This is a genomic window from Streptomyces hydrogenans (genome assembly GCF_014656075.1).
GTDB lineage: Bacteria > Actinomycetota > Actinomycetes > Streptomycetales > Streptomycetaceae > Streptomyces > Streptomyces hydrogenans.
The window spans coordinates 12,600-35,075 of sequence record NZ_BNBS01000084.1 but is presented as its reverse complement, the minus strand read 5'-3'; the positions used below and the strand labels follow the sequence as shown (position 1 = coordinate 35,075).

Sequence of the window (22,476 nt, the reverse complement as noted above, 5' to 3'; positions counted from 1 at the left end):
CTCGGCGGCCGGGGCCGGAGCGGCCTCGGCGGCGGGCGCCGGGGCGGCGGCCGGCGCGCCGGAGCCGTCGTCGATGATGGCGAGCTCGGCGCCGACCTCGACGGTCTCGTCCTCGGCCACCTTGATGGAGGCGAGGATGCCGGAGGCGGGGGCGGGGATCTCGGTGTCGACCTTGTCGGTCGAGACCTCGAGCAGCGGCTCGTCCGCCTCGACGCGCTCACCCTCGGCCTTGAGCCAGCGGGTGACGGTGCCCTCGGTGACGCTCTCGCCGAGCGCCGGCAGGGTTACGGAAACCGACATGGTTTCAGTTGCTCCTAACGAATTGCGGAAGTTGGTCGTCGCGCCCTGTGAGTGACGTGAGCGTCAGTCGTGGGAGTGCAGAGGCTTGCCGGCCAGGGCCAGGTGGGCCTCGCCGAGCGCCTCGTTCTGCGTCGGGTGGGCGTGGATGAGCTGCGCGACCTCGGCCGGCAGCGCCTCCCAGTTGTAGATCAGCTGCGCTTCGCCGACCTGCTCGCCCATGCGGTCACCGACCATGTGGACGCCGACCACGGCACCGTCCTTGACCTGGACGAGCTTGATCTCGCCCGCGGTCTTGAGGATCTTGCTCTTGCCGTTGCCCGCGAGGTTGTACTTGAGGGCGACGACCTTGTCCGCGCCGTAGATCTCCTTGGCCTTGGCCTCGGTGATGCCGACGGAGGCGACCTCGGGGTGGCAGTACGTCACCCGCGGCACGCCGTCGTAGTCGATCGGGACGGCCTTGAGACCGGCGATCCGCTCCGCCACCAGGATGCCCTCGGCGAAGCCGACGTGCGCGAGCTGGAGCGTCGGGACCAGGTCGCCGACGGCGGAGATCGTGGGCACGTTGGTGCGCATGTACTCGTCGACCAGGACGTAGCCGCGGTCCATCGCGACGCCCTGCTCCTCGTAGCCGAGGCCGGCCGAGACCGGGCCGCGGCCGATGGCGACGAGCAGCACCTCGGCCTCGAAGGCCTTGCCGTCGGCGAGGGTGACCTTCACGCCGTTCTCGGTGTACTCGGCGCCCTGGAAGAAGGTGCCGAGGTTGAACTTGATGCCCCGCTTGCGGAAGGCGCGCTCCAGGAGCTTCGAGCTGTTCTCGTCCTCGACCGGGACGAGGTGCTTCATGCCCTCGATCACCGTGACGTCGGTGCCGAAGGACTTCCACGCGGAGGCGAACTCGACGCCGATCACACCGCCGCCGAGGATGATGGCGGACTCCGGCACACGGTCCAGGGTGAGGGCGTGGTCCGAGGTGATGATCCGGTTGCCGTCGATCTCCAGGCCCGGCAGGGACTTCGGCACGGAACCGGTGGCGAGCAGGACGTGGCGGCCCTCGACCCGGCGACCGTCGACGTCGACGGAGGTCGGGGAGGACAGACGGCCGGTGCCCTCGATGTAGGTGACCTTGCGGGAGGCGACGAGACCCTGCAGACCCTTGTAGAGGCCCGAGATCACGTCGTCCTTGTACTTGTGCACGCCCTTGATGTCGATGCCCTCGAAGGAGGCCTTGACACCGAACTGCTCCGCCTCGCGCGCCTGGTCGGCGACCTCGCCGGCGTGGAGCAGGGCCTTCGTCGGGATGCAGCCGTTGTGCAGGCAGGTGCCGCCGAGCTTGTTCTTCTCGATCAGTGCGACGTCCAGGCCCAGCTGCGCTCCGCGCAGCGCCGCGGCGTAACCGCCGCTACCGCCGCCGAGGATCACTAGGTCGAAAACGGTGCTGGCGTCGTTCGCCACGTCACGTCCTCCATGCATGTGCGCTCGTCGCCGGTCGTCGATGACCAGGCGGCGGCTCCGGTGTCCGGCCGCATTATGTCGGCCCTGTGGTGGGGGCCCTGTCCTGCCGAGAACCCATCTTCGCACTTGTTGACGGATGGCGGGACGCGGGGCCGGTGGATGAGACCGGGCGATCCTCCGTCCGGCCACCCACCAGGGCGTACGAAGCTACGGATTTCGTCGACGGCGAACACCCCCGGGGGGTGACGGCGCGCACACGCGGAGGGGCCCCGGGCGCGACGCCCGGGGCCCCTGCCGTCACCGGCGTGCTCAGAGCTCGCCGGCCGCCGTCAGCTCGGCGAGCCGGACCAGGGTGCGGACCGAGGAGCCGGTGCCGCCCTTGGGGGTGTAGCCGTACGGGGCGCCCTCGTGGAAGGCCGGGCCCGCGATGTCCAGGTGGGCCCAGGTGATGCCCTCGCCCACGAACTCCTGGAGGAAGAGGCCGGCGATCAGGCCGCCGCCCATCCGGACGCCCATGTTCGCCATGTCGGCGGTGGGGGAGTCCATGGTCTTGCGCAGGTCCGCCGGGAGCGGCATCGGCCAGGACTGCTCGCCGACCTCGCCCGCGATGTCGTGGATCGCGGTCCGGTAGTCGTCGTCGTTGGCCATGATGCCGAAGGTGCGGTCGCCGAGCGCGAGGACCATGGCGCCGGTCAGGGTCGCCACGTCGACGATCGCGTCCGGGTGCTCCTCGGACGCCCTGGTGATCGCGTCCGCGAGGACGAGCCGGCCCTCGGCGTCGGTGTTGAGGACCTCGACGGTCTTGCCGCTGTACATGCGCAGCACGTCACCCGGGCGGGTGGCGGAGCCCGACGGCATGTTCTCGGCGAGGGCGAGCCACGCCGTGACGTTGACCTCCAGGCCGAGGCGGGCCGCGACGACGACGGTGGAGAACACGGCGGCGGCGCCGCTCATGTCGCACTTCATCGTCTCGTTGTGGCCGGCCGGCTTGAGGGAGATGCCGCCCGAGTCGTAGGTGATGCCCTTGCCGATCAGGGCGAGGGTCTTCTCCGCCTTCGGGTGGGTGTAGGCGATGCGGACCAGGCGCGGCGGGTTCTCCGAGCCGGCGCCGACGCCGAGGATGCCGCCGTAGCCGCCCTTGGCGAGCGCCTTCTCGTCGAGGACCTGGACCTTGAGGCCGTGCTCCTTGCCGGCGGCCTGGGCGGCGACGGCGAAGGCGGCGGGGGTCAGGTCGTTCGGCGGGGTGTTGATGAGGTCGCGGGCGCGGTTGATCTCCTCGGCCACGGCCAGGGCGCGGTCCGCGGCGGCCTTGTGGGCCTTGTCGCGCGGCTTGGCGCCGAGCAGCGCCACCTCGGCCAGCGGCTTCTTCGCGTCCTTGCCGGACTCCTGGTAGGCGTCGAAGGAGTAGGCGCCCAGCAGCGCGCCCTCGGCGATCGCGCCGGCGTCCTCGGCCGAGGCGACCGGCAGCGCGAACGCGGCCTTCTTCGAGCCGAACAGGACGCGGGCGGCGGTGCCGGCGGCGCGGCGCAGGGTCTCGGAGTCGTACGACTCGCCGTCCTCGGGGGCGGAGCCGAGGCCGACGGCGAGGACGACGGGGGCCTTCAGGCCGGCGGGCGCGGGGAGCTTGGTCGCCTCACCCTCTCCACCCGAGGCACCCAGGGTCTCCAGGACGGCGGCGAGCCGCCCGTCGAACGCCTTGTCGACAGCCTCCGCGCCCGGGGCGACGACGAGCGCCTTCCCGGCCTTCGCGACGCCGACGACGAGGGCGTCGGCACGCAGCGTCGCCGCTCCGGCAGTGCTGAGAGTGAGAGCAGTCACGGTGGTGAAACTCGCTTCCATTGAGTTCTGTGGCGGTCGAGGGATGGGCCGACCGAGCCCGCCGCATCGTATTTCGGCCCGATGAGCGCCGAGAACGAGCCTACGCTCGCTCGCCCGGTTCGCTCACCGCGGCTTCGATTCACTCATCCGAGGTGTCTCTTTCATGTTTGTCCTTCCGGCTTCCGCTCCGGCGCCACACTCGCCTCATTCACTCAAGCGCGGCACTCACGCCTTCGCTTCATCTCCACAGGTCCCCCCGCGCCGGGGCACCTGCCGAGGGGGGACACCACACCATGCACGCGAACAGATCCCGCACGCCCGCGACCGCGCCGAGGAAGTCCGGAAACGAGGGGGTACCGCGCCGCGCGGGCCGCACCGCGGGCGCGCTCGCCGCCGCCGCGCTCCTCGCCACCGTGGTCCCGTCCGCGCAGGCCGCGACCGCCCCCGCCCCCCGGATCGACCTCACCGTCCTGGTCGTCGACGACGGCGGCAGCGCGATCGAGGCCATCACCGCCGAGCTGAAGGGCTCCGGCGTCCCGTACCGCACCCTCGACCTGAACGACCCGGCCCGGCCCGTCCTCACCCCGGCCTTCCTCAGCGACACGGTCGACGGCCGGCCCCGCGCCAAGTACCAGGGCGTCGTCCTGCCCCACGAGACCGCCTTCGGCCCCGACTCCGCCGAGCACACCGCCCTCCAGACGTACGAGCGCGCCTTCGGCATCCCGCAGGTCGACGCCTACACCTGGTCCCACCCCGGCGTCGGCCTCGACTACACCACCGACGGGGGCTGGTCCGGCGTCCTCGACGGCACCACCGCCGGCGTCACCCCGGCCGGGAAGGCCGGCCCCTTCGGCTACCTCGCGGGCAGCCTGACCTTCGAGGACAACGACCCCGCGATCTCCGAGAGCTACGGCTACGCGGGCCGCCCCCGGGCCGGCTTCACCAGCTACGTCGACATCCCCGTCGACAGCGCGGCGGGCGGCGGCCGGGCCAGCCTGGTCGGCGAGTACACCGCCGACGGACGCCGCGAGCTGGTCGTCACCTTCGCCTACAACCAGTACCAGCGGCAGTTCCGCGCCCTCTCCCGCGGCATCGTCGAATGGCTCACCCAGGGCGTCCACCTCGGCCAGTCCCGGAACTACCTCTCCGTCCACGTCGACGACGTCTTCGCCCCCGACGCCCGCTGGGACGCCGTCCGGAACTGCACCCCCGGCGACCTCGACTGCGTCGGCGGCGACGGAGAGGCCGAGAACCCCATCCGGATGACCGCCGCCGACGCCACCTACGCCGCCGCCTGGCAGAAGGCGTCCGGCTTCACCCTCGACATGGTCTACAACGGCGGCCAGGGCGAGCAGTGGAAGACCGAGCACGGCGGCACCGACCCGCTCGCCGCCCGGCTGATCGCCGACCGCGCCCAGTACCGCTGGATCAACCACACCTACACCCACCCCTTCCTCGGCTGCGTCCAGGACAACACCACCGTCCCCTGGCGGTGCGCCACCAACACCTCCGGCAGCACCCTCTGGGTCAGCCGCGCCGAGCTCTCCGCGCAGATCCGGGACAACGTCAACTGGGCTCAGGGCAAGGGCATCTCCGTCGACCGCTCCGAACTCGTCACCGGCGAGCACTCCGGCCTGAAGACCCTGCCCCAGCAGCCGGTCGACAACCCCAACCTCGCCGGCGCCCTCGCCGACAACGGCGTGAAGTGGACGGCGAGCGACAACTCCCGCGAACCCCGCCAGCGGGCCGTCGGCGCCGCGAGGACCGTGCCCCGGCACCCGATGAACGTGTACTACAACGTCGGCACCGCCGCCGAGATGGCCGACGAGTACAACTGGATCTACACCTCCCGCGCCGACGGCGGCAGCGGCGCCTGCGAGGACAACCCCGCCTCCACCTGCCTGCCCGCCCCGCTCGACACGGCCACCGGCTACGCCGCGTACATCGTCCCGCAGGAGGCCCGCACCGCCCTCGGCCACGTCATCGCCAACGACCCCCGGCCGCACTACGTCCACCAGTCGAACCTGGCCGAGGAGCGCCTCCTCTACCCCGTCCTCGACAAGGTCCTCGGCGACTACCGGACCCTCTTCGCCGCCAACACCCCGATCGTGAACCCCCGTCAGAAGGACGTCGGCACCGAGCTGACCCGCCGCGACGCCTGGGACGCCGCCCTCGCCGCCGGCAAGGTCACCGCCTACCGCGTCGGCAACACGGTCACCGTCAAGGCGCCCTCCGGAGTCCAGGTCCCCGTCACCGCCCCCGAGGGCACCCGCAAGCAACTCCTCCTCGGCACCACCGCCTTCGGCACCGCCTACGCCGGAAGCCGCTCCGCCTGGACCGCGCCCGAACTGCTCCAGACCGCCGTCACACTCCAGCTCCCGACCGCCTGACCAGCACGTTCTGGGGGGACACGCACATGCCGAGCAGTGGCCGTCACGTCACCATGCTCACCGAGGGCACCTACCCGCACGTCCACGGCGGCGTCAGCACCTGGTGCGACCAGCTCGTCCGGGGCATGCCCGAGGTCACCTTCGAGATCCTCGCCCTCACCGGCAGCGGCCGCGAACCCGTCACCTGGGAACTGCCGCCCAACATCGCCCGGCACACCGCGTTCCCCCTCTGGGGCCACCCGCGGGGACCGGCCGCGCCCACCCGGACGCGCCGGCCCCCGCGGGGGCGCGAACGCCGCCGCTTCCTCGCCGCCTACGAGCACTTCCTGCTCGCCCTGCTCGACCCGGACGCCGGCCACGACCTCGCCGGCGGCCTCTACGAACTGGCCGCCCTCGCCCGCGAGGGCCGGCTCACCCCGGCCCTGCGCTCGGAGGCGGCCCTCCGCTCCCTCATGTGGATCTGGACCATGCCGCACCTGCCGACGCGTGCGGCCGGGCCCACCGTCCACGACGCCCTGACCGCCACCGACCTGCTCGAACACGCCCTGCGGCCGCTCGGCGCCCGGATAGCCGACGGCAGCGTGGCGCACGCCGTCTCCAGCGGCCTCGCCACCCTGCCCGCGCTCGCCGCGCAGCACTTCGAAGGGGTGCCCTTCCTGCTCACCGAACACGGCATCTACCTCCGCGAGCGCTACCTCGGCTACCGCACCGAGACCCAGCGCTGGCCCGTCAAGGCCCTCATGCTCGGCTTCTACCGCGAGCTCAACTCCCTCGGCTACCGGCAGGCGGACCTCATCACCCCCTGCAACCAGTACAACCGGCGCTGGGAGGAGCGCGGCGGCGCCCCCGCCGACCGCATCCGCACCGTCTACAACGGCGTCGACCCCGCCCTCTTCCCCGAGGCCGGCCCGGAACCGGAGACCCCGACGCTGAGCTGGTGCGGCCGGGTCGACCCGATCAAGGACCTGGAGACCCTGATCCGGGCGTACGCGATCTCCCGCGCCGAACTCCCCGAACTGAGGCTCCGCCTCTTCGGCCCCGTCCCCGCCGGGAACGAGGACTACCGCACCCTCCTGGAGAAGCTGGCCGCCGAACTCGGCGTCGCCGACGGCGTCTCCTTCGAGGGCCGGGTCTCCGACGTGCCCTCCGCCTACGCCGCCGGCAGCGTGGTGATGCTCTCCTCCATCAGCGAGGGCTTCCCCTTCTCCCTCATCGAGGCCATGTCCTGCGGCCGGGCCACCGTCTCCACCGACGTCGGAGGGGTCCGCGAGGCGGTCGGCGACGCCGGCGTCGTCGTCCCGCCCCGCGAACCGGCCGTCATGGCCGCCGCCGTCTCCGCCCTGCTGCGCGACGACGCCCGCCGCGCCGCCCTCGGCCGGCAGGCCCGGCAGCGGGTCATCGACGAGTTCACCCTGCACCGCTCGGTCGACGGCTTCCGCCGCATCTACCGCGAACTCGCCGCCCCCCGCACCCCCCTTCCGGCGCCCGCCCCGGTCCCGCTGCGGGTCAGCATCCCCTCCCCGCGGCGCGGCGCGCCCCGAGTCCCCGAAGGCACCCCGGCATGAGCGGCTCCCTCTGGCTGAAGCCCCCGACCACGACCGCGCCGCTGCCGGCCGTGCCCCGGCCCCCGGCACCGCCGCCGTCCGCCGCCCCCGGCACCGCCGTCGACCCCCTCGACGAACTCGCCGCCCGGCTCGACGCGTTCGTCGCCGCCGCCGTCCACCCGGACGAGATAGCCGCGCTCCTCGAATCCGACGGCATGACCGACGACCACATCCGCCTCACCTACGGAAGGAACGATTCCTTCGCCCTCGCCGAGGACCTGTACGCGCGCGTGGAGCGGTGCCACCCCGCACCGCCCCCCGAGACGGCCGACGGCCCGGCCTGGTCCGAAGGGCTCGGCGGCTGTCTGGTCCGGGGCCTCGTCTTCGCCCTGCCCGGCCTCGCGTACGTCCTCGCCGGCCCGCTGCTCGCCGGCCCCCAGGGGCGGTACGGACTCCCCGCCGGCACCGTGCCGCTGCTCGCCGGGGCCGTCACCGGCTGGGTCTGGAACCAGGCCCTCTCCCACCGCGCCTACACCTGGCTCGGTCTCGGCGACCGGGCCGCCGCCGCCCGCGCCCTGCTCACCGGCGCGCCGGCCGGCGCGCTCGCCGGCACCGCCGTCGGCCTCGCCGCCGCCCCCGACGGCGAGCTCCCCGCCGCCGTCCTCGCCGCCGGAGGCGCCCTCTACCTCGCCGCCGCGACCGTCCTCCTCGTCCTCGGCCGCGAACGGGCCCTGCTCGCCACCCTGCTGCCGCTCGCCGCGGCCGCCGGCGCCCTCCGCTGGGCCCTGCCCGGCCCGCTGCGCGCCGCCCTGCCCGCCCTCTCGCTCACCGCCGCCTGCTTCGTCGCCGCCCGCGCGCTGCGCCCCGGCCTCGCCCGCGGTGCCGCCGGCCGGGGCGGACCGCCGCTCGCGGCCTCCGTCCCGTACGGCCTCTTCGGCCTCGGCAGCGGCGTGCTCGTGCTCCACGCCGGGCTCGGCGACACGCTCGCCACCGGCACCGGCGCGGTCATCGCGCTCACCCTCTCCATGGGGCCCGCCGAATGGCTCCTGCACCGCTTCCGGGGCGCCGGCCTCACCCGGCTGCGGACCCTCACCACCGCCCGCGAGTTCCGCCGCGCCGTCACCGGCACCCTCGTCCTCTGCCTCGGCGGCTACCTCACCGTGCTGCTCGCGCTCACCCTCGGCGCGGCCCTGCTGTGGCCCGGCACCCCCTGGCCCACCCCGGACCGGCTGCCGGTCCTCCTGCTCATCGGCACCGTGCTCTGGCTGGGGCTGCTCCTCCAGGCGTTCGGCGCCGTCACCACCGCGGCCGCGGTCTGCCTGCTGGCGGCCGCCGCGCAGACCCTCGAACCGGCCGCGGGCCCGCTCGCCGCCGGGGGAGCGGCGGCCGTGCTGGCCGTCCTCAGCCGTGTTCTGCTGGTACGACCGACAGCCCACCGTCCCTAGGAAGCCCGGCGCATGCATCGACACCTCCTGGTGCCCTTCTACGAGCACCCCACCGACCGCCCGGAGGGCTGGGCGGCCCTGGTCGCGGCCGCGCCGACGCTCCACGGCGTCGTCCTCAACCCGGCGAACGGCGCCGGCGAGGCCCCCGACCCGGCCTTCGCCGAGGCCGCCGGCCGGCTGCGCGCCGCCGGGGTGCGGGTCCTCGGCTACGCCGACACCGCCTACGGCCGCCGCCCGCACGCCGAGGTCGTCGCCGACCTGCTCCGGCACCGCGACTGGTACGGCGCCGACGGGGCCTTCCTCGACCAGGTCGCCACCGCGCCCGACGCGCTGCCGCACTACCGGCGGCTCGCCGTCGCCGCCCGGGCGGCCGGCGCCGCGACCCTCGTCCTCAACCACGGCGCCCCGCCCGACGAGGGGTACGCCGAACTGGCCGACCTGCTGGTCACCTTCGAGGGCCCCTGGGACACCTACCGCACCCTCGACCCGCCGGCCGCCCCCCACCACTGCCACCTGGTCTACGCGGCCCCGCCCGGCTTCCGCCCCGCCACCGAGGTCCACTGCGCGGTCCCGGGCACGGGCGCCCACCCCTGGGGCACCCTGCCCCACGACGTCCCGGAGTGCGTCCGATGAGGCGCCTCCTCCCGCTCCTCGCGGCCCTGCTCCTGCTCGCCACGGCCTGCACCACGGGCTCCGCCCCCGACCCCAAGCCGGCGGACGAGCGCTGGCGCCCCCGGGCCGGCCTGGCCTGGCAGTGGCAGCTCAGCGGCCGGCTGGACCCGACCGTCGACGTCCCGGTCTACGACATCGACGGCTTCGACCACTCCGCCGCGACCGTCGCCGACCTGCACCGCCGCGGCCGGAAGGTGATCTGCTACCTCTCCACCGGCGCCTGGGAGGACTTCCGCCCCGACGCCGGCCGCTTCCCGAAGTCCGTCCTCGGCAAGGGGAACGGCTGGGACGGCGAGCGCTGGCTCGACATCCGCCGCACCGACGTCCTCGAACCCCTCATGGCCGAGCGGATCGACATGTGCCGGGCCAAGGGCTTCGACGCGGTGGAGCCCGACAACATGGACGGCTACCGCAACCGCACCGGCTTCCCCCTGACCGCCGCCGACCAGCTGCGCTACAACCGTCTGATCGCCCGCCTCGCCCACGAACGCGGCCTCGCCGTCGGCCTCAAGAACGACCTGGACCAGATCCCCCAGCTCCTCCCCGACTTCGACTTCGCCGTCAACGAGCAGTGCGCCGAGTACGAGGAGTGCCACCGCCTGGCCCCCTTCACCGCCGCGGACAAGCCCGTCTTCCACGCCGAGTACGAACGGACCCCCCGCCAGTTCTGCGCGACCTCCCGGGAGCTGAACCTCAGCTCCCTCCAGAAGCACTACGACCTCGGAGCCTGGCGCCGGACCTGCTAGGGCCTGTCTGACCCTTCCCGTCGGATCGGGCCCTAGGAGAGCCGGTAGCAGGTGACCCGGCCCTCCCGCAGGTCCCGCCACTCCCTCTGGCCCGACCAGGCGAGCCGGCCCCCGGGCTCCTCCTCGCCGGCGCACGCCTCCTCGGCGAGGTCCAGGGCCGCGCCCGGCCCCGGGTAGGCGGTGTCCAGCGTGTGCTGACCGGTGATCCTGACGTCGTGGGGGCCGTCGCAGGACACGCGGGTGACCAGCCGACGGTGCCGCATCCCGGTGTCGAGGTCCACGCAGTCCCCGGTCGCCGCCTCGTACATCGGGACGACGGCCCGGCCGGCGTCCAGGACCCGGCCGTCCGGGGTGGCGGCGACGGCGGGCTCCGGCGGACCGAAGGCGCTCAGGGACAGGTCGACCCGGAGCCCGGTCACCCCCGCGAGCGCACTGTCCTCCTCGGTCGGGAGCACGGCGGCGAGGTCGGCCCGGGCCCGGGTGATCCTCCCCTCGGCGTCGACCTCGACGGTCACCGGGACGGGCGCGCCGGGGGAGGAGGCGTGGAGCGGTGCCGCCACCAGCTCCTCGCGCACGTCCATCGGGAAGAGGTCCACGGCCCTGGCGAGCGGGAAGTCCGCCCGGTAGGTCCGGCCGCCGTCCGGGCGGGTCCCGCCTCCGGCCTGCGGCCGTACGCCGCTCAGCACCTCCAGGAGCGTGCCGCCGACGGCGCTCTCGGTGCCGCGCAGCACGCGGACCGCGTCGAGGCCCGGGAGGGGTTCGATGTCGCCCTCGTAGCGCAGCCAGTAGGCGGCGGACCCGGCCCGGTAGTGGACGGCGCGGCTGTCGACGGCGTACCGCTCCGACGTGGCGCCGGTCCTCAGGGCGACCAGGTTGCCGAGGAGGACGTCCCGGGCCTCCTCCGGGAAACCGGGGGCGATCCGCCAGCCGCCGGACGCCTCGCCGCGCGCCCCGGCGAAGTCCACCCGGCCGCTGACGGTCCGGACGGCCGTGGTCCTGCCCGCGGTGAAGGTGACGGTCTGCCGGAGGGCGGCGCCGCCGGTCTCCTGGGTGTGCCGGAGGGCGAGGAGCACCTGGCGGGCCGGCGGCGCGGAGAAGACGGGGTGGGCGGCGGGCTCGGCCCCGCCGGAGCCGGTGCAGGCGGTCAGGAGCAGCGCGGCGGCGGTCAGCGCGGTGGCGAGACGGGCGGTGCGACGGGTCATGTCCCCATGACCGCCGGGGGCGGCGGGGGGTTGTCCGCCGCGCGGTCACGAAACGATCACCGTCGGCTCAGCCCAGGGTCAGCGCCACCAGCGTCGCCGTCGCCGCCGTCTCCTCCACCGCCCCGAAGACGTCCCCGGTGACGCCCCCGAAGCGGCGGACGCAGCGGCGCAGGAGGAGGGCCGCGGCGGCGAGGCCGGCGCCGACGGCGAGGACGGCGTGGACGGCGTCGTACGGGGAGAGGAGCAGGCCGGTGCCGGCGGCGAGGAGGAGGACGGCGGCGGTGCACAGGGTCGCGGACCGCACCGGCACCGTCTCCGCGACGATCGCGCCGAGGCCCTCGGGCCGGGCGGCGGGGACGCCGTGCCGGGAGGCGTGGGTGAGGGCGAGCCGGGCGACCGTGCCGGCCAGCACGACGGCGATCGCGCCGTGCGCCCAGCCCTCCCCGTACAGCTCGTAGACGGCGGCGACCTGCGCGAGCAGGGCGAGGACGAGGGTGATGACGCCGAACGGCCCGATGTCGGACTGCTTCATGATGCGCAGCGCGTCCTCGGCGGGCTTGGCGCTGCCGAGGCCGTCGGCGGTGTCGGCGAGGCCGTCGAGGTGGAGGCCCCGGGTGAGCACGGCGGGCACGGCGACGGTGACGACGGCGGCGATCAGCGGCCCGGCGCCGAGCGGGAGCAGCACCCCGCCGGCGGCGGCGGAGGCGAGGCCCACGACGAGCCCGGCGAGCGGGGCGCAGACCATGCCGGCGCGCGCCGCGTCCCGGTCCCAGCGGGTGATGCGGGCGGGGAACACGGTGAGGGTCCCGAAGGCGAAACGCAGGCCGTCCATCCGGGCAGGGTAATCGTCGGACGCGGACGGTAGATTGCGCACTCGGGTACGTAACGGGCATAGCGGAACGGGGTGGCATGGGTCACTGGTTCTCCCGCAACATCGTCGAGCCGGGCAAACTACCGATGCTCCTGGCGCTGACCTCCTTCGTCGTGACCTTCCTGGTCACCCGCACGGTCACCCGGCTGATCCGGGCGGGGAAGGGCCCGTTCAGGAACGTCTCCTCGGGCGGGCTGCACATCCATCACGTCGTGCCCGGTGTGGTCCTCACCGTGCTCGGCGGTTTCGGCGCCGTCGCCAGCGGCCGGCACGGCTTCGGCGCGGCGGCCTTCGCCGTCGTCTTCGGCATCGGCGCCGGGCTGGTCCTCGACGAGTTCGCGCTCATCCTCCATCTGGACGACGTGTACTGGTCGGAGGAGGGCCGGCAGAGCGTCGAGGTCGTCGTCCTCACCGCCGCCCTGATGCTGCTGCCGCTCAGCGGCTTCTCCCCGCTCGGCGTCGACGACGTCACGGCGGAGGAGCGCCAGGACCGGGTGAGCTTCATCCTCACCCTGGTCCTGAACTTCGTCCTCATCCTGGTCGCCCTGGTCAAGGGCAAGCTGCGGATGGCGCTGATCGGGGTCTTCGTGCCCTTCGTCGCGCTCTTCGGCGCCGTCCGGCTGGCCCGCCCCGGCTCCTGGTGGTGGCGGCACCTCTACGGACGCCGGCACCGCGCCCGGGCCCGGGGCACGGTCCGCGCCTACCGGCACGACAAGCGGTGGACGCGGGTGCGGCGGAGGGTTCAGGACCTGATCGGCGGCTTCCAGGAGCGGGTCCCGGGCCGGGGCTCCGGCACGTCCTGACCCCGTCCCCGCCAGGACCGGACGGCGATCAGCGCGAGGACGCCCGCGATGGCCGCCAGGTGCTCCTTGCCGGCCAGGTTCGGCTTGACGACCACCTCGATCACCATGGCCACCACGACCGCCGCGCCCGTCCCGTACGCCCGCTGCCGCCAGCACACGTAGACGGCCAGGCCGACCACCGCCGCCGAGGGGCCGGTGTCGACCACCTGCGCGTCGGAGGCCAGCAGCCCGAAGGGGGTGCCGGGGCCGAGCGCGATGCCCACGCGCGCGTACAGCGTCCCGCACAGCGTCGCCAGATACGCGATCCCCAGCGTCGGCCACCGCCCGAGGCACAGCTCCGCGATGCCGAAGACCAGCAGGACCTGGGCGAGCGCGCCCCAGACGGGCAGGTCGAGCGCCGGGACGAAGAGCGAGAGCGGGGTGCGCAGCAGGGCGAGCCAGAGCGGGTCCTCGGCCCGCACGGCGCCGATCGCCTGCACCGGCCCGTACCCCCAGTCCTGGTTCTGGACGAACTGGAAGGCGGCGGTGAGGCAGACGGCCGTCAGCGTCAGCGGCACCGCGCGCAGGCGGCGGGCCGTCAGCTCCCGTCGCAGGGTGGCGGACAGCGGCCCCCACTCGCGCCGGGCGAACCGCCGTACCGGGGAGGTCAACGCCCGCCCGCCAGGTGCTTGCGGTGCAGCCACTTCGGCAGCCCGGGAGCCTCCAGGAAGCCCTCGGCCCGTCCGGCGGCGAGGCCGATGCGCAGCAGGTCGGCGCTCTTCTCGAAGAGCATGAAGCGGGGCTCCCAGATCGGTCGGTACTTGGCGTTGGCGCGGTACAGCGACTCGATCTGCCACCAGCGGGAGAAGAAGCTGAGCAGCGAGCGCCACATCCTCAGCACCGGTCCTGCGCCGAGCTTCGAGCCACGTTCGAAGACGGAGCGGAACATCGCGAAGTTCAGTGAGACCTGCGTGATCCCGATCTCCCCGGCCCGCTGGAGGAGCTCGATCACCATGAACTCCATCAGGCCGTTCTCGGCGTCGCGGTCCCGGCGCATCAGGTCCAGCGAGAGCCCCTTCGGCCCCCACGGCACGAAGGAGAGCAGCGCCCGCAGCTCGCCCTCGCCGTCGGTGCACTCCAGCATCACGCAGCGTCCGTCGCGCGGGTCCCCGAGCCGGCCGAGCGCCATCGAGAACCCCCGCTCGGTGGCCCCGTCCCGCCAGTCGTCCGCCTTCCGCAGCAGCTCGGCCATCTCCTCGGCCGGAATGTCCTCGTGCCGCCGGATCCTGACCTCGTACCCGGCCCGCTTGACCCGGTTGTACGCCTGTCGGACGGTCCGCATCGCCCGCCCGTCCAGGGTGAACTCGTCGGTCTCCACGATGGCCTCGTCGCCCAGCTCCAGGGCGTCCAGGCCGTGCCGGGCGTAGACCGTCCCGGCCTCCTCGCTCGCCCCCATGACCGCCGGGATCCAGCCGTGCTCCCGCGCCTCGGCGAGCCACGGTTCGATCGCCCCCGGCCACGCCTCGGGGTCGCCGATCGGGTCGCCGGAGGCCAGCGAGACCCCGCCGACCACCCGGTAGGCGATGGCGGCCTTCTCGCTCGGCGACCAGACCACGCTCTTCTCGCGGCGCAGCGCGAAGTAGCCGAGCGAGTCCCGGTCGCCCTGCTTGTCGAGCAGCGCCCGCAGCCGCCGCTCGTCCTCCTCGGTCAGCGGGTCGACCGCCCGGCGGGAGCGGAAGGCGGCGAAGAGGACCGCGAACAGCAGCAGCGTGGACATCACGTTGATGACCACGTCGACCCAGCCCGGGGTGGTGATGGTGGGGAAGCGCGAGTCGTCGGTGGCCAGGGTGACGAGCCGCATCACGCCGTACCGCCAGCGCTCCAGGAAGGTGGCGTGCCCGGCGGCCGTGTTGGTGACGGTCACCAGGAGGGCGGCGAGCAGCGAGGTGACCAGCAGACCGCCGACGGCGACGAGCGCGGCGAGCCGCGGGTTGGAGCGGTCGCCCTTCGCGTAGAACTCCCTGCGGCCGAGCAGCAGGGCGGCGAAGAAGGCCGCCGTCAGCACCAGCGAGATCCAGTTCTGGGCGTGCTGCCGGACCTCGGGGAAGAGCATCACCAGCGCGAAGAGCAGCAGGAAGAGCCCGCAGAGCACGGTGTTGAGGATCCAGGCGGCCCGCTTGCGGCGGCGCATGGTGATCGCCAGGAAGAGGGTGAAGACGCCGGAGGCGAAGCCCGCCGTCAGCATGTACGGCGTGAAGTAGTTGTCCTCGTTGTGCCGCCGCAGGTCCTGCCCGAAGGAGACCCAGACGGCACTCAGGAAGTTGATGAACGTGACGACGCGGAGGTACCAGACGGCGAACGCGGCACTGCGCCGCGAGCGTTCGGTGCCCCGGGGCGTTCCTTCGGCGGACAAACGGACCTCTCCCATGAAAAGCGATCATATGGGGCACCGCTTGTCATGCGGCGACGCCGGAGGCGACCGCCCGCGCGTCGCGGGCGGCCGCCTCCGGGCCTCACCGATCCGTGTGCTTCCCTCCCCGTCAGACCGCCGCGTCGGCGGCGGCCGTCCCGTCCGCGGTGGTCGGCCGCGGACGCTCGGGCAGCTCGGCGGCGAGTGCCGCCGCGGCCCGGACGAGGGGAAGCGCGAGCAGTGCCCCGGTTCCCTCACCCACCAGGACGCCCTGGTCGAGCAGGGGGTTGAGCGCCATCCGGTCCAGCGCCTTCGTCTGCGCCGGCTCCCCGGACACCTGGCCCGCCAGCCACCAGTCCGGCGCCCGGAAGGCGGCCCGCTGCGCCACCAGCGCGCACGCCGCGCCCACCACGCCGTCCAGGATCACCGGCATCCGCCGCACCGCCGCCTGGAGCAGGAAGCCGGTCGTCGCCGCCAGGTCCGCCCCGCCGACCGCGCCGAGCAGCGCCAGCTGGTCGCCGAGGACCGGCCGGGCCCGCCGCAGCGAGTCCCGGATCGCCGCGCACTTGCGCATCCACGCCAGGTCGTCGATCCCCGCGCCGCCGCGCCCGGTCACCACCGAGGCGTCCGTGCCGCACAGCGCCGCGATCAGCGTCGACGCCGGGGTCGTACCGCCCACGCTCAGGTCGCCGAGCACCACCAGATCGGTGCCCGAGTCGGCCTCCTCGTCGGCGATCGCCATCCCGAGCCGCACCGCCGCCTCGGTCTCCTCCGGCGTCAGCGCGTCCTCGACGTCGATCCGCCCGCTGCCGCGCCGCACCCGGTGCCGGGTCACCGCCTCCGGCAGCAGCTCCGGGTCGCAGTCCAGGCCCGCGTCCACCACCCGCACCGGCACGTCCATCGAGCGGGCCAGCACCGCGAGCGGGCTCGCGCCGTCCAGCAGCTCCCGGACGAGCACGTGCGCGGTGCCGGCCGGGCGGCCCGACACCTCCTGCGCGGCGATGCCGTGGTCACCGGCGAAGACGAGGACCTTCGGCTGCTCGATCGCCCGCACCCGCACCGCGGACTGCGCGGCGGACAGCCATTCGCCCAGCTCGTCGAGGCGGCCGAGCGCGCCCGCGCGGACGGCGAGCCGCTCCCGGCGCTCCTCCGCGTCACGCCGGATCCCGCCGTCGGGGCGCTCGATCAGATCGGAGAAGTCGTCGAGGTTCAGAGGATGCAGAGGGTCCATCGGGGGTTCCGCCTTGTGACATCAGCGAGGTTCGGCACACAGGCCCATCGGGATCAGCACCCTACCCGCGCAGCACCAGCGCCTGACCGGCGACCACCAGCACCACCTGCTCGCACTCCTCCGCGAAGGCCGCGTTCAGCCGCCCCAGCTCGTCCCGGAACCGCCGTCCGGCCGCCGTCGCCGGCACCACGCCCGACCCGACCTCGTTGGTCACCGCCACCACCGTCCGGCGGGTCGCCCGCACGGCCGCCACCAGCTCCGCCGTCCGCTCCCGCAGCGCCGTCCGGCCGCTCTCCTCCCACGTGCCGTCGTCCCAGGCGCCCACCCGGTCCATGGCGTCCGTCAGCCACAGCGACAGGCAGTCGATCAGGAGCGCCGGACCGTCCTCCACGAGCAGCGGGACCAGGTCCGTGGTCTCGGCGGTACGCCACGAGCCCGGCCGCCGCTCCCGGTGCAGGCCCACCCGCTCCGCCCACTCCGGGTCGCCCTCGCGGGTCCCGGAGGTCGCCACGTACACCACCTCGGGGAAGGTCTCCAGGCGCCGCTCGGCCTCCACCGACTTCCCCGACCGCGCCCCGCCGGTCACCAGCGTCCGCCGCGGCACCTCGGGCAGCTCGTGGTACTCGCCCAGGTAGAGCACCGTCCCGTCCGGCACCGCCCGCGCCCCGGCCGCCGCGAGCCGCCGGTCCAGGTCGGCGCCGGTCGGCGCGTCGTGGTCCAGATGGACGGCGATCACCTCAGTGCCCGGCCCCACGGCGCCGGTCGCCCGCAGCTTGGCCAGCGCGTCCGGCCGGCCCGTCACATCGGCCGCGACCAGGTCGTACGGCTCCTGGTGGTTCTCCGGCAGCCCGGCCGGCGCCGCGCCGCGCGGCAGGTACAGCAGCCGCTCGCCCTCGGCCGACACCACCTCGTAGCCGGTCCCGGGGGAGTCCATCGGCACCGCCCGCACCCGGTGGCCGCTGATCAGCGTCAGCTCCCGGCCGTCGGGCACCCGCCCCGCCGTCGGCAGCCCGGCCGGCAGCTCCACCGGCGGACCGTCGTGCGGATGGGTCAGGAGCACCTGCCGCACCCCCACCAGCGAACGCCCCGCGCGGGCCGCGGCGAGGGCCGCCCCCGGGGTGAGGTCCAGCAGCAGCGCCCCGTCCACGAGCAGGGCGGTGGCGGCACGCGCGCGCGTGCCGCGGGAGCGCGCGCACACCGCGCAGGGGCAGTCGGGGCGGGGCAGGCCGAGCGGGGAGCCGGTGCCGAGCAGAGTCAGTTCCACGCACTGATCCTCCCGCGCCCCCGCGCGCGGTGCTCGCCCGGCTACGCTGCGGGCAGGAAACCGATCATCCGGTGAGCCCCAGGAGGCGGACATGGCATGGACGTGGCGGTTCGAGAAGTCCGACGGCACGGAGGTCGTGCCGGTGGTGACCCCGGAAGAGTTCGGCACCCAGGGGGACGCCGAGAGCTGGCTCGGCGAACACTGGCGCGACCTCCTCGCCGGCGGCGCGGACCAGGTGACCCTCTCCGAGGACACCGCGAAGATCTACGGCCCGATGCCGCTGGACGCCGGGGAGTGACACGGTGACCGCCGGACCGCGGGGCCAGGCCCCCGCGCCCGGCGGCCATGAGGGGCGGGCCTCCGAGGTCCCGCCCCTCTCGCGTGCGCCGGACCGAGGAGCGGAACCCGCGGCCGGGCACGCGGGGGGCCTCAGGGCCGGAACCCGCGGCGGGGCACTCGGGGAAGCCGGGACCTCGGGTCCCGCCCCTCTCGCCCGCGCCGGACCGAGCGCCGGAACCCGCGGCCGGGCACGTGGGGAAGCCGGGACCTCGGGTCCCGCCCCGGTCCGGCCGCCCCTCACATCTCGCCGAGGGTGACCTCCGCCTTGCGGGTCGTGTCGCCCCGTACGTACGTCACCGTCACGACGTCCCCGGGGCTGCGGCCCGCCAGGGACTCCGCGAGGGAGGTGATCGTCGTGATGTCGTCGTCGGCGAGCCGGGTGATCACGTCGCCCGCGCGCAGCCCCGCGTCCGCCGCCGCGCCGCCCGGCTCGGCCTCGACCACCGCCACGCCCATCGGCTCGTAGGAGTCGTCGAGGACCGTGCGGCCGGTGATGTCGAGGGCCGCCCGGCCCGAGTCGGTGACCTTGCCGTCCTTGATGATCTGGTCGGCGACCGTCTTCACCATGGACGCCGGGATCGCGAAGCCGATGCCGGGCGCCGCGCCGCCGCCCATCTGGGGGTCGGCGGCCGCCAGCGTGGGGATGCCGACGACCTCGCTGTCCAGGTCGACCAGCGCGCCGCCGCTGTTGCCCGGGTTGATCGCGGCCGAGGTCTGCACCATGTTGCCGATGGTCGCGCCGGTGCCGCCGCCGGCCCCTCCCTCGCTGACGGTGCGGCCGGTGGCGGAGACGATGCCCTGGGTGACGCTGCCGGACAGGCCCAGCGGGGAGCCCATCGCCAGCACGATGTGGCCCATCTGGACCGCCGACGAGTCGCCGAACCGGGCCGGCTTCAGCCCCTCGGGCACCGACTCCAGCTTGATCACCGCGAGGTCCTGCTCCGGGTAGGCGGCGACCAGCCGGGCCGCCACCGGCTGCCCGCCGGTCGCGGCCGTGACCTGGAACGTCCTCTCGTCGCCGACCACGTGCGCGTTGGTGACGATGTGCCCCCGGTCGTCGTAGACGACCCCGGAGCCGAGGCTCTCGGAGGCGTCGATCTGCACCACGGACGGCAGCACGTCCTTGATGACGGCCTGGTAGTCGTCCTGGAGGTCGTTGGCGGCGCGCGGTGCCGCCGCCTGCGAGGTGGTCCGCTCCGGCGCGGCGGGCGTCCCCGACCCGGAGGAGCAGCCGGCGGTCAGCGCGACGGCGCAGGCCCCCGCGGCGAGGGGGAGGGCGAGGCGTCGGGCACGGGCGCGGCGGGTGACATCCATGTCCGGAGTATCCGTCCGTCCTTTTCGCCCGTCCCGGCGGAATCCTCCGAACAGGCGTACCTCCCGGCGGACGGGGCAGGGGTACGTGCCGGAAGCGGGCGACACGCGAAGGGGCCGGCGCGCCTGCTCGGCGCACCGGCCCCTCGGCCGTGTCGTGAGGGGGGGGCGTCAGCCCCGGACCCCGCACAGGTGCAGCAGCGCCGCCACCCGCCGGTACGGATCGGTCCGGCCCGCCCGCTCCTCGGCGGCGAGCAGCCGTTCCAGCTCCTCGGCGGCGGGCAGGCCCGCCTCCGGGGGGACGCCGTCGGTGAAGACCCGCACCCCGTACCAGGCGTGCAGCGGCGCCGCGATCCCCGCGAGCGTCGCGGTCAGCGCGTCGAGCCGGTCGGCCCGCACCTTCACGCCGTCGTCGTCCTGGTAGACGTCCGTGTCGAAGCCGGCCAGCGCGCCCGCCCAGTCCCCGGCGAGCCCCGGCCGCATGGCGAGGGCGTCCGCGTTCCGTACCACCAGGGAGAGCAGGCCGCCGGGCGCCAGCATCCGGGCCAGACCCGCAAGCAGCGCGTCCGGCTCGTCGGCGTACATGAGCACCCCGTGGCACAGGACCACGTCGAAGCTGCCCGGCAGGAAGTGGACGCCGGTCTCGCGGCCGTCGCCCTCGATCAGCCGGACCCGCTCGCGGATCCCGGCCGGCTCGGTCGCCAGCGAGTCCCGGGCCGCCTTCAGCAGCTCCGGGTCGGCCTCCAGGCCCGTGACGGTGTGACCGGCCCGGGCCAGCCGCAGCGCCTGCGTACCGGCCCCCATGCCCGCGTCGAGGATCCTCAGCCGCTGCCCCACCGGGTAGCGGCCGGTTATCTGCTCGTCGACCTGGCGGGCGACGATCTCCTGCCGGATGGTGTCCCGGAGTCCGCCGTGACCGGCGGGCCAGTGGACGACGGCGGGCAGCACCGGACCGCCCGCCCCGGTGGCGGCCACGCCGAAAGCGTGCCCGCCGGGGACCGAGCCGTCCGCGCTCAGGGCCGCTCTCCGCGCTTGACCTGCGGCTTCGGAAGCCGCAGGCGACGCATCTGGAGCGTGCGCATCAGGCCGTACGCGATCGCACCGCGCTTCGGCTCGTTCGGGAACCGCTCGTTGAGCTGCTTCCGCAGCCGGATCCAGATGCCGATCGAGTCGATGATGATCAGGATGATCACACCGAGCCAGAGCAGCAGCGAGATGTTCTGGAGCGAGCGGTTGGTGTTGCCGAAGAGCGAGAGCACGAGGATGACCACGGCCATCGGCAGGAAGAACTCGGCGATCGCGAAGCGCGAGTCGACGAAATCGCGCACGAACTTGCGCACCGGACCCTTGTCACGGGCCGGCAGATAACGCTCGTCACCATTGTTCAGCGCTTCGCGCTGACGCGTCAGGTCGGCCCGCCGCGCCTCACGCTGGCGCTTGCTGGCCTCCTTGCGGTCGAGCGGGACGGTCTGCGCACGACGACGCTGTGACTGGGCCTCACTCCGCTTCGGGGTCGGGCGGCCCTTGGGGGCCTCGGGGTCGCGGGGCTGCTTGGAGAGGTCCGCCGTCACCTTCTCGGTGGGGGCCTTCTCATCCTTCGAACGGCTACGGAACACAAAACCCAAGGGTACGGGGTGGCGGGCATGGAACCCCAGTCCGGGAGGGAACGATCCGCTCACAGCCGGCGTCGTAGCCGGTACGCACACGAGGACGGGCGGTGCCAGGGGTCTCCCCGAGATCCTTCTCCTCCCCCCGCGGGAGGCGAAGGGGGTGCCAGTCGTCCTTGGGGAGGAGCGCATCCCGCTCCGAACAGTGCGGTAATAGAGGCAGGGCCCGTACTGTGGATCCTGTCGAAGAGCCGGTGCCACGTCCGTCAGAAGGGGGCGCGCGAAGCCCATGAGCGGTGTCATGAAGCGTATGGGGATGATCTTCCGCGCGAAGGCGAACAAGGCCCTTGACCGGGCCGAGGACCCGCGCGAGACCCTCGACTACTCCTACCAGAAGCAGCTGGAGCTGCTGCAGAAGGTGCGCAGGGGCGTCGCCGACGTCGCCACCTCCCGCAAGCGGCTCGAACTCCAGCTGAACCAGCTGCAGGGCCAGTCCGCCAAGCTGGAGGACCAGGGTCGCAAGGCGCTGGCGCTCGGCCGCGAGGACCTCGCCCGCGAGGCGCTGTCCCGTCGCGCCGCGCTCCAGCAGCAGGTCAGCGACCTGGAGGTGCAGCACCAGACCCTCCAGGGCGAGGAGGAGAAGCTGACCCTCGCCGCGCAGCGGCTCCAGGCCAAGGTCGACGCCTTCCGCACGAAGAAGGAGACCATCAAGGCCACCTACACGGCCGCCCAGGCCCAGACCCGGATCGCCGAGTCCTTCTCCGGCATCTCCGAGGAGATGAGCGACGTCGGCCTCGCCATCCAGCGGGCCGAGGACAAGACCGCCCAGCTCCAGGCCCGGGCCGGCGCCATCGACGAGCTCCTCGCCTCCGGCGCGCTCGACGACCAGTCGGGCCTCGCCAAGGACGACATCCAGGCCGAGCTGGACCGTCTCTCCGGCGGCACGGACGTCGAGCTGGAGCTCCAGCGCATGAAGGCCGAGCTGGCCGGGGGCCCCTCGGCCCAGCAGCAGGCCATCGAGGGCGGCGCCCAGGGCGCCCCCCAGCAGAACCAGCAGCAGTCCCACCCGCGCTTCGACAAGCAGTAGCCAGG

At 74.1% G+C, this 22,476-nt stretch carries 20 protein-coding genes; 8 read left to right on the top strand and 12 right to left on the bottom strand.

Annotation, left to right across the window (positions count from 1 at the left end; genetic code table 11):
* The 3 genes from IE321_RS28695 to IE321_RS28685 form a co-directional block, all read right to left on the bottom strand.
* The coding region (locus IE321_RS28695; RefSeq protein WP_308439716.1) for a biotin/lipoyl-containing protein at positions 1 to 300 on the bottom strand (300 nt) is incomplete at its 3' end.
* Between the two features lie 63 nt (positions 301 to 363).
* Positions 364 to 1,752, bottom strand: a complete 1,389-nt coding sequence (gene lpdA / locus IE321_RS28690) for a dihydrolipoyl dehydrogenase (protein WP_190225067.1) — start codon at positions 1,750 to 1,752, stop codon at positions 364 to 366.
* Positions 1,753 to 2,061: 309 nt separating this feature from the next.
* A complete protein-coding gene (locus IE321_RS28685; RefSeq protein WP_043222901.1) occupies positions 2,062 to 3,570 on the bottom strand; it encodes a leucyl aminopeptidase in 1,509 nt (502 codons plus the stop codon).
* A 293-nt stretch (positions 3,571 to 3,863) separates the two neighbouring features.
* Between IE321_RS28685 and IE321_RS28680 the strand changes: the two genes are divergently transcribed.
* From IE321_RS28680 to IE321_RS28660, 5 genes are read left to right on the top strand one after another with little or no spacing between them, the layout of a single operon-like run.
* Complete coding sequence (locus IE321_RS28680; RefSeq protein ID WP_190225066.1) at positions 3,864 to 5,960, top strand: hypothetical protein; 2,097 nt, start codon at positions 3,864 to 3,866, stop codon at positions 5,958 to 5,960.
* Between the two features lie 26 nt (positions 5,961 to 5,986).
* A complete protein-coding gene (gene pelF / locus IE321_RS28675; RefSeq protein ID WP_190225065.1) occupies positions 5,987 to 7,525 on the top strand; it encodes a GT4 family glycosyltransferase PelF in 1,539 nt (512 codons plus the stop codon).
* Positions 7,522 to 8,949 carry a hypothetical protein gene (locus tag IE321_RS28670; RefSeq protein ID WP_190225064.1) on the top strand — a complete coding sequence of 476 codons (1,428 nt, stop codon included), beginning with the start codon at positions 7,522 to 7,524 and terminating at the stop codon, positions 8,947 to 8,949. The genes pelF and IE321_RS28670 overlap by 4 nt, the downstream gene beginning before the upstream one ends.
* A gap of 12 nt (positions 8,950 to 8,961) precedes the next feature.
* The gene (locus IE321_RS28665; protein ID WP_190225063.1) at positions 8,962 to 9,582 is read left to right on the top strand and encodes a spherulation-specific family 4 protein; all 621 of its coding nucleotides are present in this window, start codon (positions 8,962 to 8,964) and stop codon (positions 9,580 to 9,582) included.
* Positions 9,579 to 10,367 (top strand): endo alpha-1,4 polygalactosaminidase, encoded by a 789-nt coding sequence (locus IE321_RS28660; protein WP_043222913.1) that lies wholly within the window; start codon positions 9,579 to 9,581, stop codon positions 10,365 to 10,367. The genes IE321_RS28665 and IE321_RS28660 overlap by 4 nt, the downstream gene beginning before the upstream one ends.
* 32 nt (positions 10,368 to 10,399) lie before the next feature.
* Here IE321_RS28660 and IE321_RS28655 read toward each other — a convergent pair whose 3' ends face one another.
* Positions 10,400 to 11,569 carry a hypothetical protein gene (locus tag IE321_RS28655; RefSeq protein ID WP_190225062.1) on the bottom strand — a complete coding sequence of 390 codons (1,170 nt, stop codon included), beginning with the start codon at positions 11,567 to 11,569 and terminating at the stop codon, positions 10,400 to 10,402.
* 67 nt (positions 11,570 to 11,636) lie between these two features.
* Entirely contained in the window at positions 11,637 to 12,401 is a 765-nt protein-coding gene (cobS, locus tag IE321_RS28650) for an adenosylcobinamide-GDP ribazoletransferase (protein ID WP_043222915.1), read from the bottom strand.
* Positions 12,402 to 12,478: 77 nt separating this feature from the next.
* Between cobS and IE321_RS28645 the strand changes: the two genes are divergently transcribed.
* Entirely contained in the window at positions 12,479 to 13,243 is a 765-nt protein-coding gene (locus IE321_RS28645) for a hypothetical protein (RefSeq protein ID WP_190225061.1), read from the top strand.
* On the opposite strand, the gene IE321_RS28640 is transcribed toward IE321_RS28645, so the two are convergent.
* The 4 genes from IE321_RS28640 to IE321_RS28625 form a co-directional block, all read right to left on the bottom strand.
* Complete coding sequence (locus IE321_RS28640) at positions 13,183 to 13,893, bottom strand: hypothetical protein (protein ID WP_190225060.1); 711 nt, start codon at positions 13,891 to 13,893, stop codon at positions 13,183 to 13,185. The two genes, IE321_RS28645 and IE321_RS28640, sit on opposite strands and share 61 nt — an antisense overlap.
* Positions 13,890 to 15,650 carry a phosphatidylglycerol lysyltransferase domain-containing protein gene (locus tag IE321_RS28635; protein ID WP_190225059.1) on the bottom strand — a complete coding sequence of 587 codons (1,761 nt, stop codon included), beginning with the start codon at positions 15,648 to 15,650 and terminating at the stop codon, positions 13,890 to 13,892. The genes IE321_RS28640 and IE321_RS28635 overlap by 4 nt, the downstream gene beginning before the upstream one ends.
* A gap of 112 nt (positions 15,651 to 15,762) precedes the next feature.
* The gene (gene cobT, locus IE321_RS28630) at positions 15,763 to 16,845 is read right to left on the bottom strand and encodes a nicotinate-nucleotide--dimethylbenzimidazole phosphoribosyltransferase (protein ID WP_190225070.1); all 1,083 of its coding nucleotides are present in this window, start codon (positions 16,843 to 16,845) and stop codon (positions 15,763 to 15,765) included.
* A gap of 79 nt (positions 16,846 to 16,924) precedes the next feature.
* A complete protein-coding gene (locus IE321_RS28625) occupies positions 16,925 to 18,127 on the bottom strand; it encodes a bifunctional adenosylcobinamide kinase/adenosylcobinamide-phosphate guanylyltransferase (RefSeq protein ID WP_190225058.1) in 1,203 nt (400 codons plus the stop codon).
* A 91-nt stretch (positions 18,128 to 18,218) separates the two neighbouring features.
* On the opposite strand from IE321_RS28625, the gene IE321_RS28620 reads away from it, so the two are divergent.
* Positions 18,219 to 18,425, top strand: coding sequence for a hypothetical protein (locus IE321_RS28620; protein ID WP_043222929.1), 207 nt, complete (start codon positions 18,219 to 18,221; stop codon positions 18,423 to 18,425).
* A gap of 278 nt (positions 18,426 to 18,703) precedes the next feature.
* Here IE321_RS28620 and IE321_RS28615 read toward each other — a convergent pair whose 3' ends face one another.
* The 3 genes from IE321_RS28615 to IE321_RS28605 all read right to left on the bottom strand — a co-directional run bounded on the left by IE321_RS28615 (position 18,704) and on the right by IE321_RS28605 (position 21,393).
* Complete coding sequence (locus IE321_RS28615) at positions 18,704 to 19,780, bottom strand: S1C family serine protease (protein WP_190225057.1); 1,077 nt, start codon at positions 19,778 to 19,780, stop codon at positions 18,704 to 18,706.
* 168 nt (positions 19,781 to 19,948) lie between these two features.
* Positions 19,949 to 20,725, bottom strand: coding sequence for a class I SAM-dependent methyltransferase (locus IE321_RS28610; protein WP_190225069.1), 777 nt, complete (start codon positions 20,723 to 20,725; stop codon positions 19,949 to 19,951).
* A gap of 65 nt (positions 20,726 to 20,790) precedes the next feature.
* The gene (locus IE321_RS28605) at positions 20,791 to 21,393 is read right to left on the bottom strand and encodes a DUF3043 domain-containing protein (protein ID WP_043222933.1); all 603 of its coding nucleotides are present in this window, start codon (positions 21,391 to 21,393) and stop codon (positions 20,791 to 20,793) included.
* Between the two features lie 280 nt (positions 21,394 to 21,673).
* On the opposite strand from IE321_RS28605, the gene IE321_RS28600 reads away from it, so the two are divergent.
* Positions 21,674 to 22,471 (top strand): PspA/IM30 family protein, encoded by a 798-nt coding sequence (locus IE321_RS28600; protein ID WP_079021937.1) that lies wholly within the window; start codon positions 21,674 to 21,676, stop codon positions 22,469 to 22,471.
* Positions 22,472 to 22,476: the final 5 nt, after the last annotated feature.

What these genes read in the sequence shown, in the direction of transcription:
- IE321_RS28680 (WP_190225066.1), top strand. Translation starts at nt 3,864, where the DNA reads ATGCACGCGAACAGATCCCGCACGCCCGCGACCGCGCCGAGGAAGTCC.
- pelF (WP_190225065.1), top strand. Translation starts at nt 5,987, where the DNA reads ATGCCGAGCAGTGGCCGTCACGTCACCATGCTCACCGAGGGCACCTAC.
- IE321_RS28670 (WP_190225064.1), top strand. Translation starts at nt 7,522, where the DNA reads ATGAGCGGCTCCCTCTGGCTGAAGCCCCCGACCACGACCGCGCCGCTG.
- IE321_RS28665 (WP_190225063.1), top strand. Translation starts at nt 8,962, where the DNA reads ATGCATCGACACCTCCTGGTGCCCTTCTACGAGCACCCCACCGACCGC.
- IE321_RS28660 (WP_043222913.1), top strand. Translation starts at nt 9,579, where the DNA reads ATGAGGCGCCTCCTCCCGCTCCTCGCGGCCCTGCTCCTGCTCGCCACG.
- IE321_RS28655 (WP_190225062.1), bottom strand. Translation starts at nt 11,569, where the DNA reads ATGACCCGTCGCACCGCCCGTCTCGCCACCGCGCTGACCGCCGCCGCG.
- cobS (WP_043222915.1), bottom strand. Translation starts at nt 12,401, where the DNA reads ATGGACGGCCTGCGTTTCGCCTTCGGGACCCTCACCGTGTTCCCCGCC.
- IE321_RS28645 (WP_190225061.1), top strand. Translation starts at nt 12,479, where the DNA reads ATGGGTCACTGGTTCTCCCGCAACATCGTCGAGCCGGGCAAACTACCG.
- IE321_RS28635 (WP_190225059.1), bottom strand. Translation starts at nt 15,650, where the DNA reads ATGGGAGAGGTCCGTTTGTCCGCCGAAGGAACGCCCCGGGGCACCGAA.
- IE321_RS28620 (WP_043222929.1), top strand. Translation starts at nt 18,219, where the DNA reads ATGGCATGGACGTGGCGGTTCGAGAAGTCCGACGGCACGGAGGTCGTG.
- IE321_RS28615 (WP_190225057.1), bottom strand. Translation starts at nt 19,780, where the DNA reads ATGGATGTCACCCGCCGCGCCCGTGCCCGACGCCTCGCCCTCCCCCTC.
- IE321_RS28600 (WP_079021937.1), top strand. Translation starts at nt 21,674, where the DNA reads ATGAGCGGTGTCATGAAGCGTATGGGGATGATCTTCCGCGCGAAGGCG.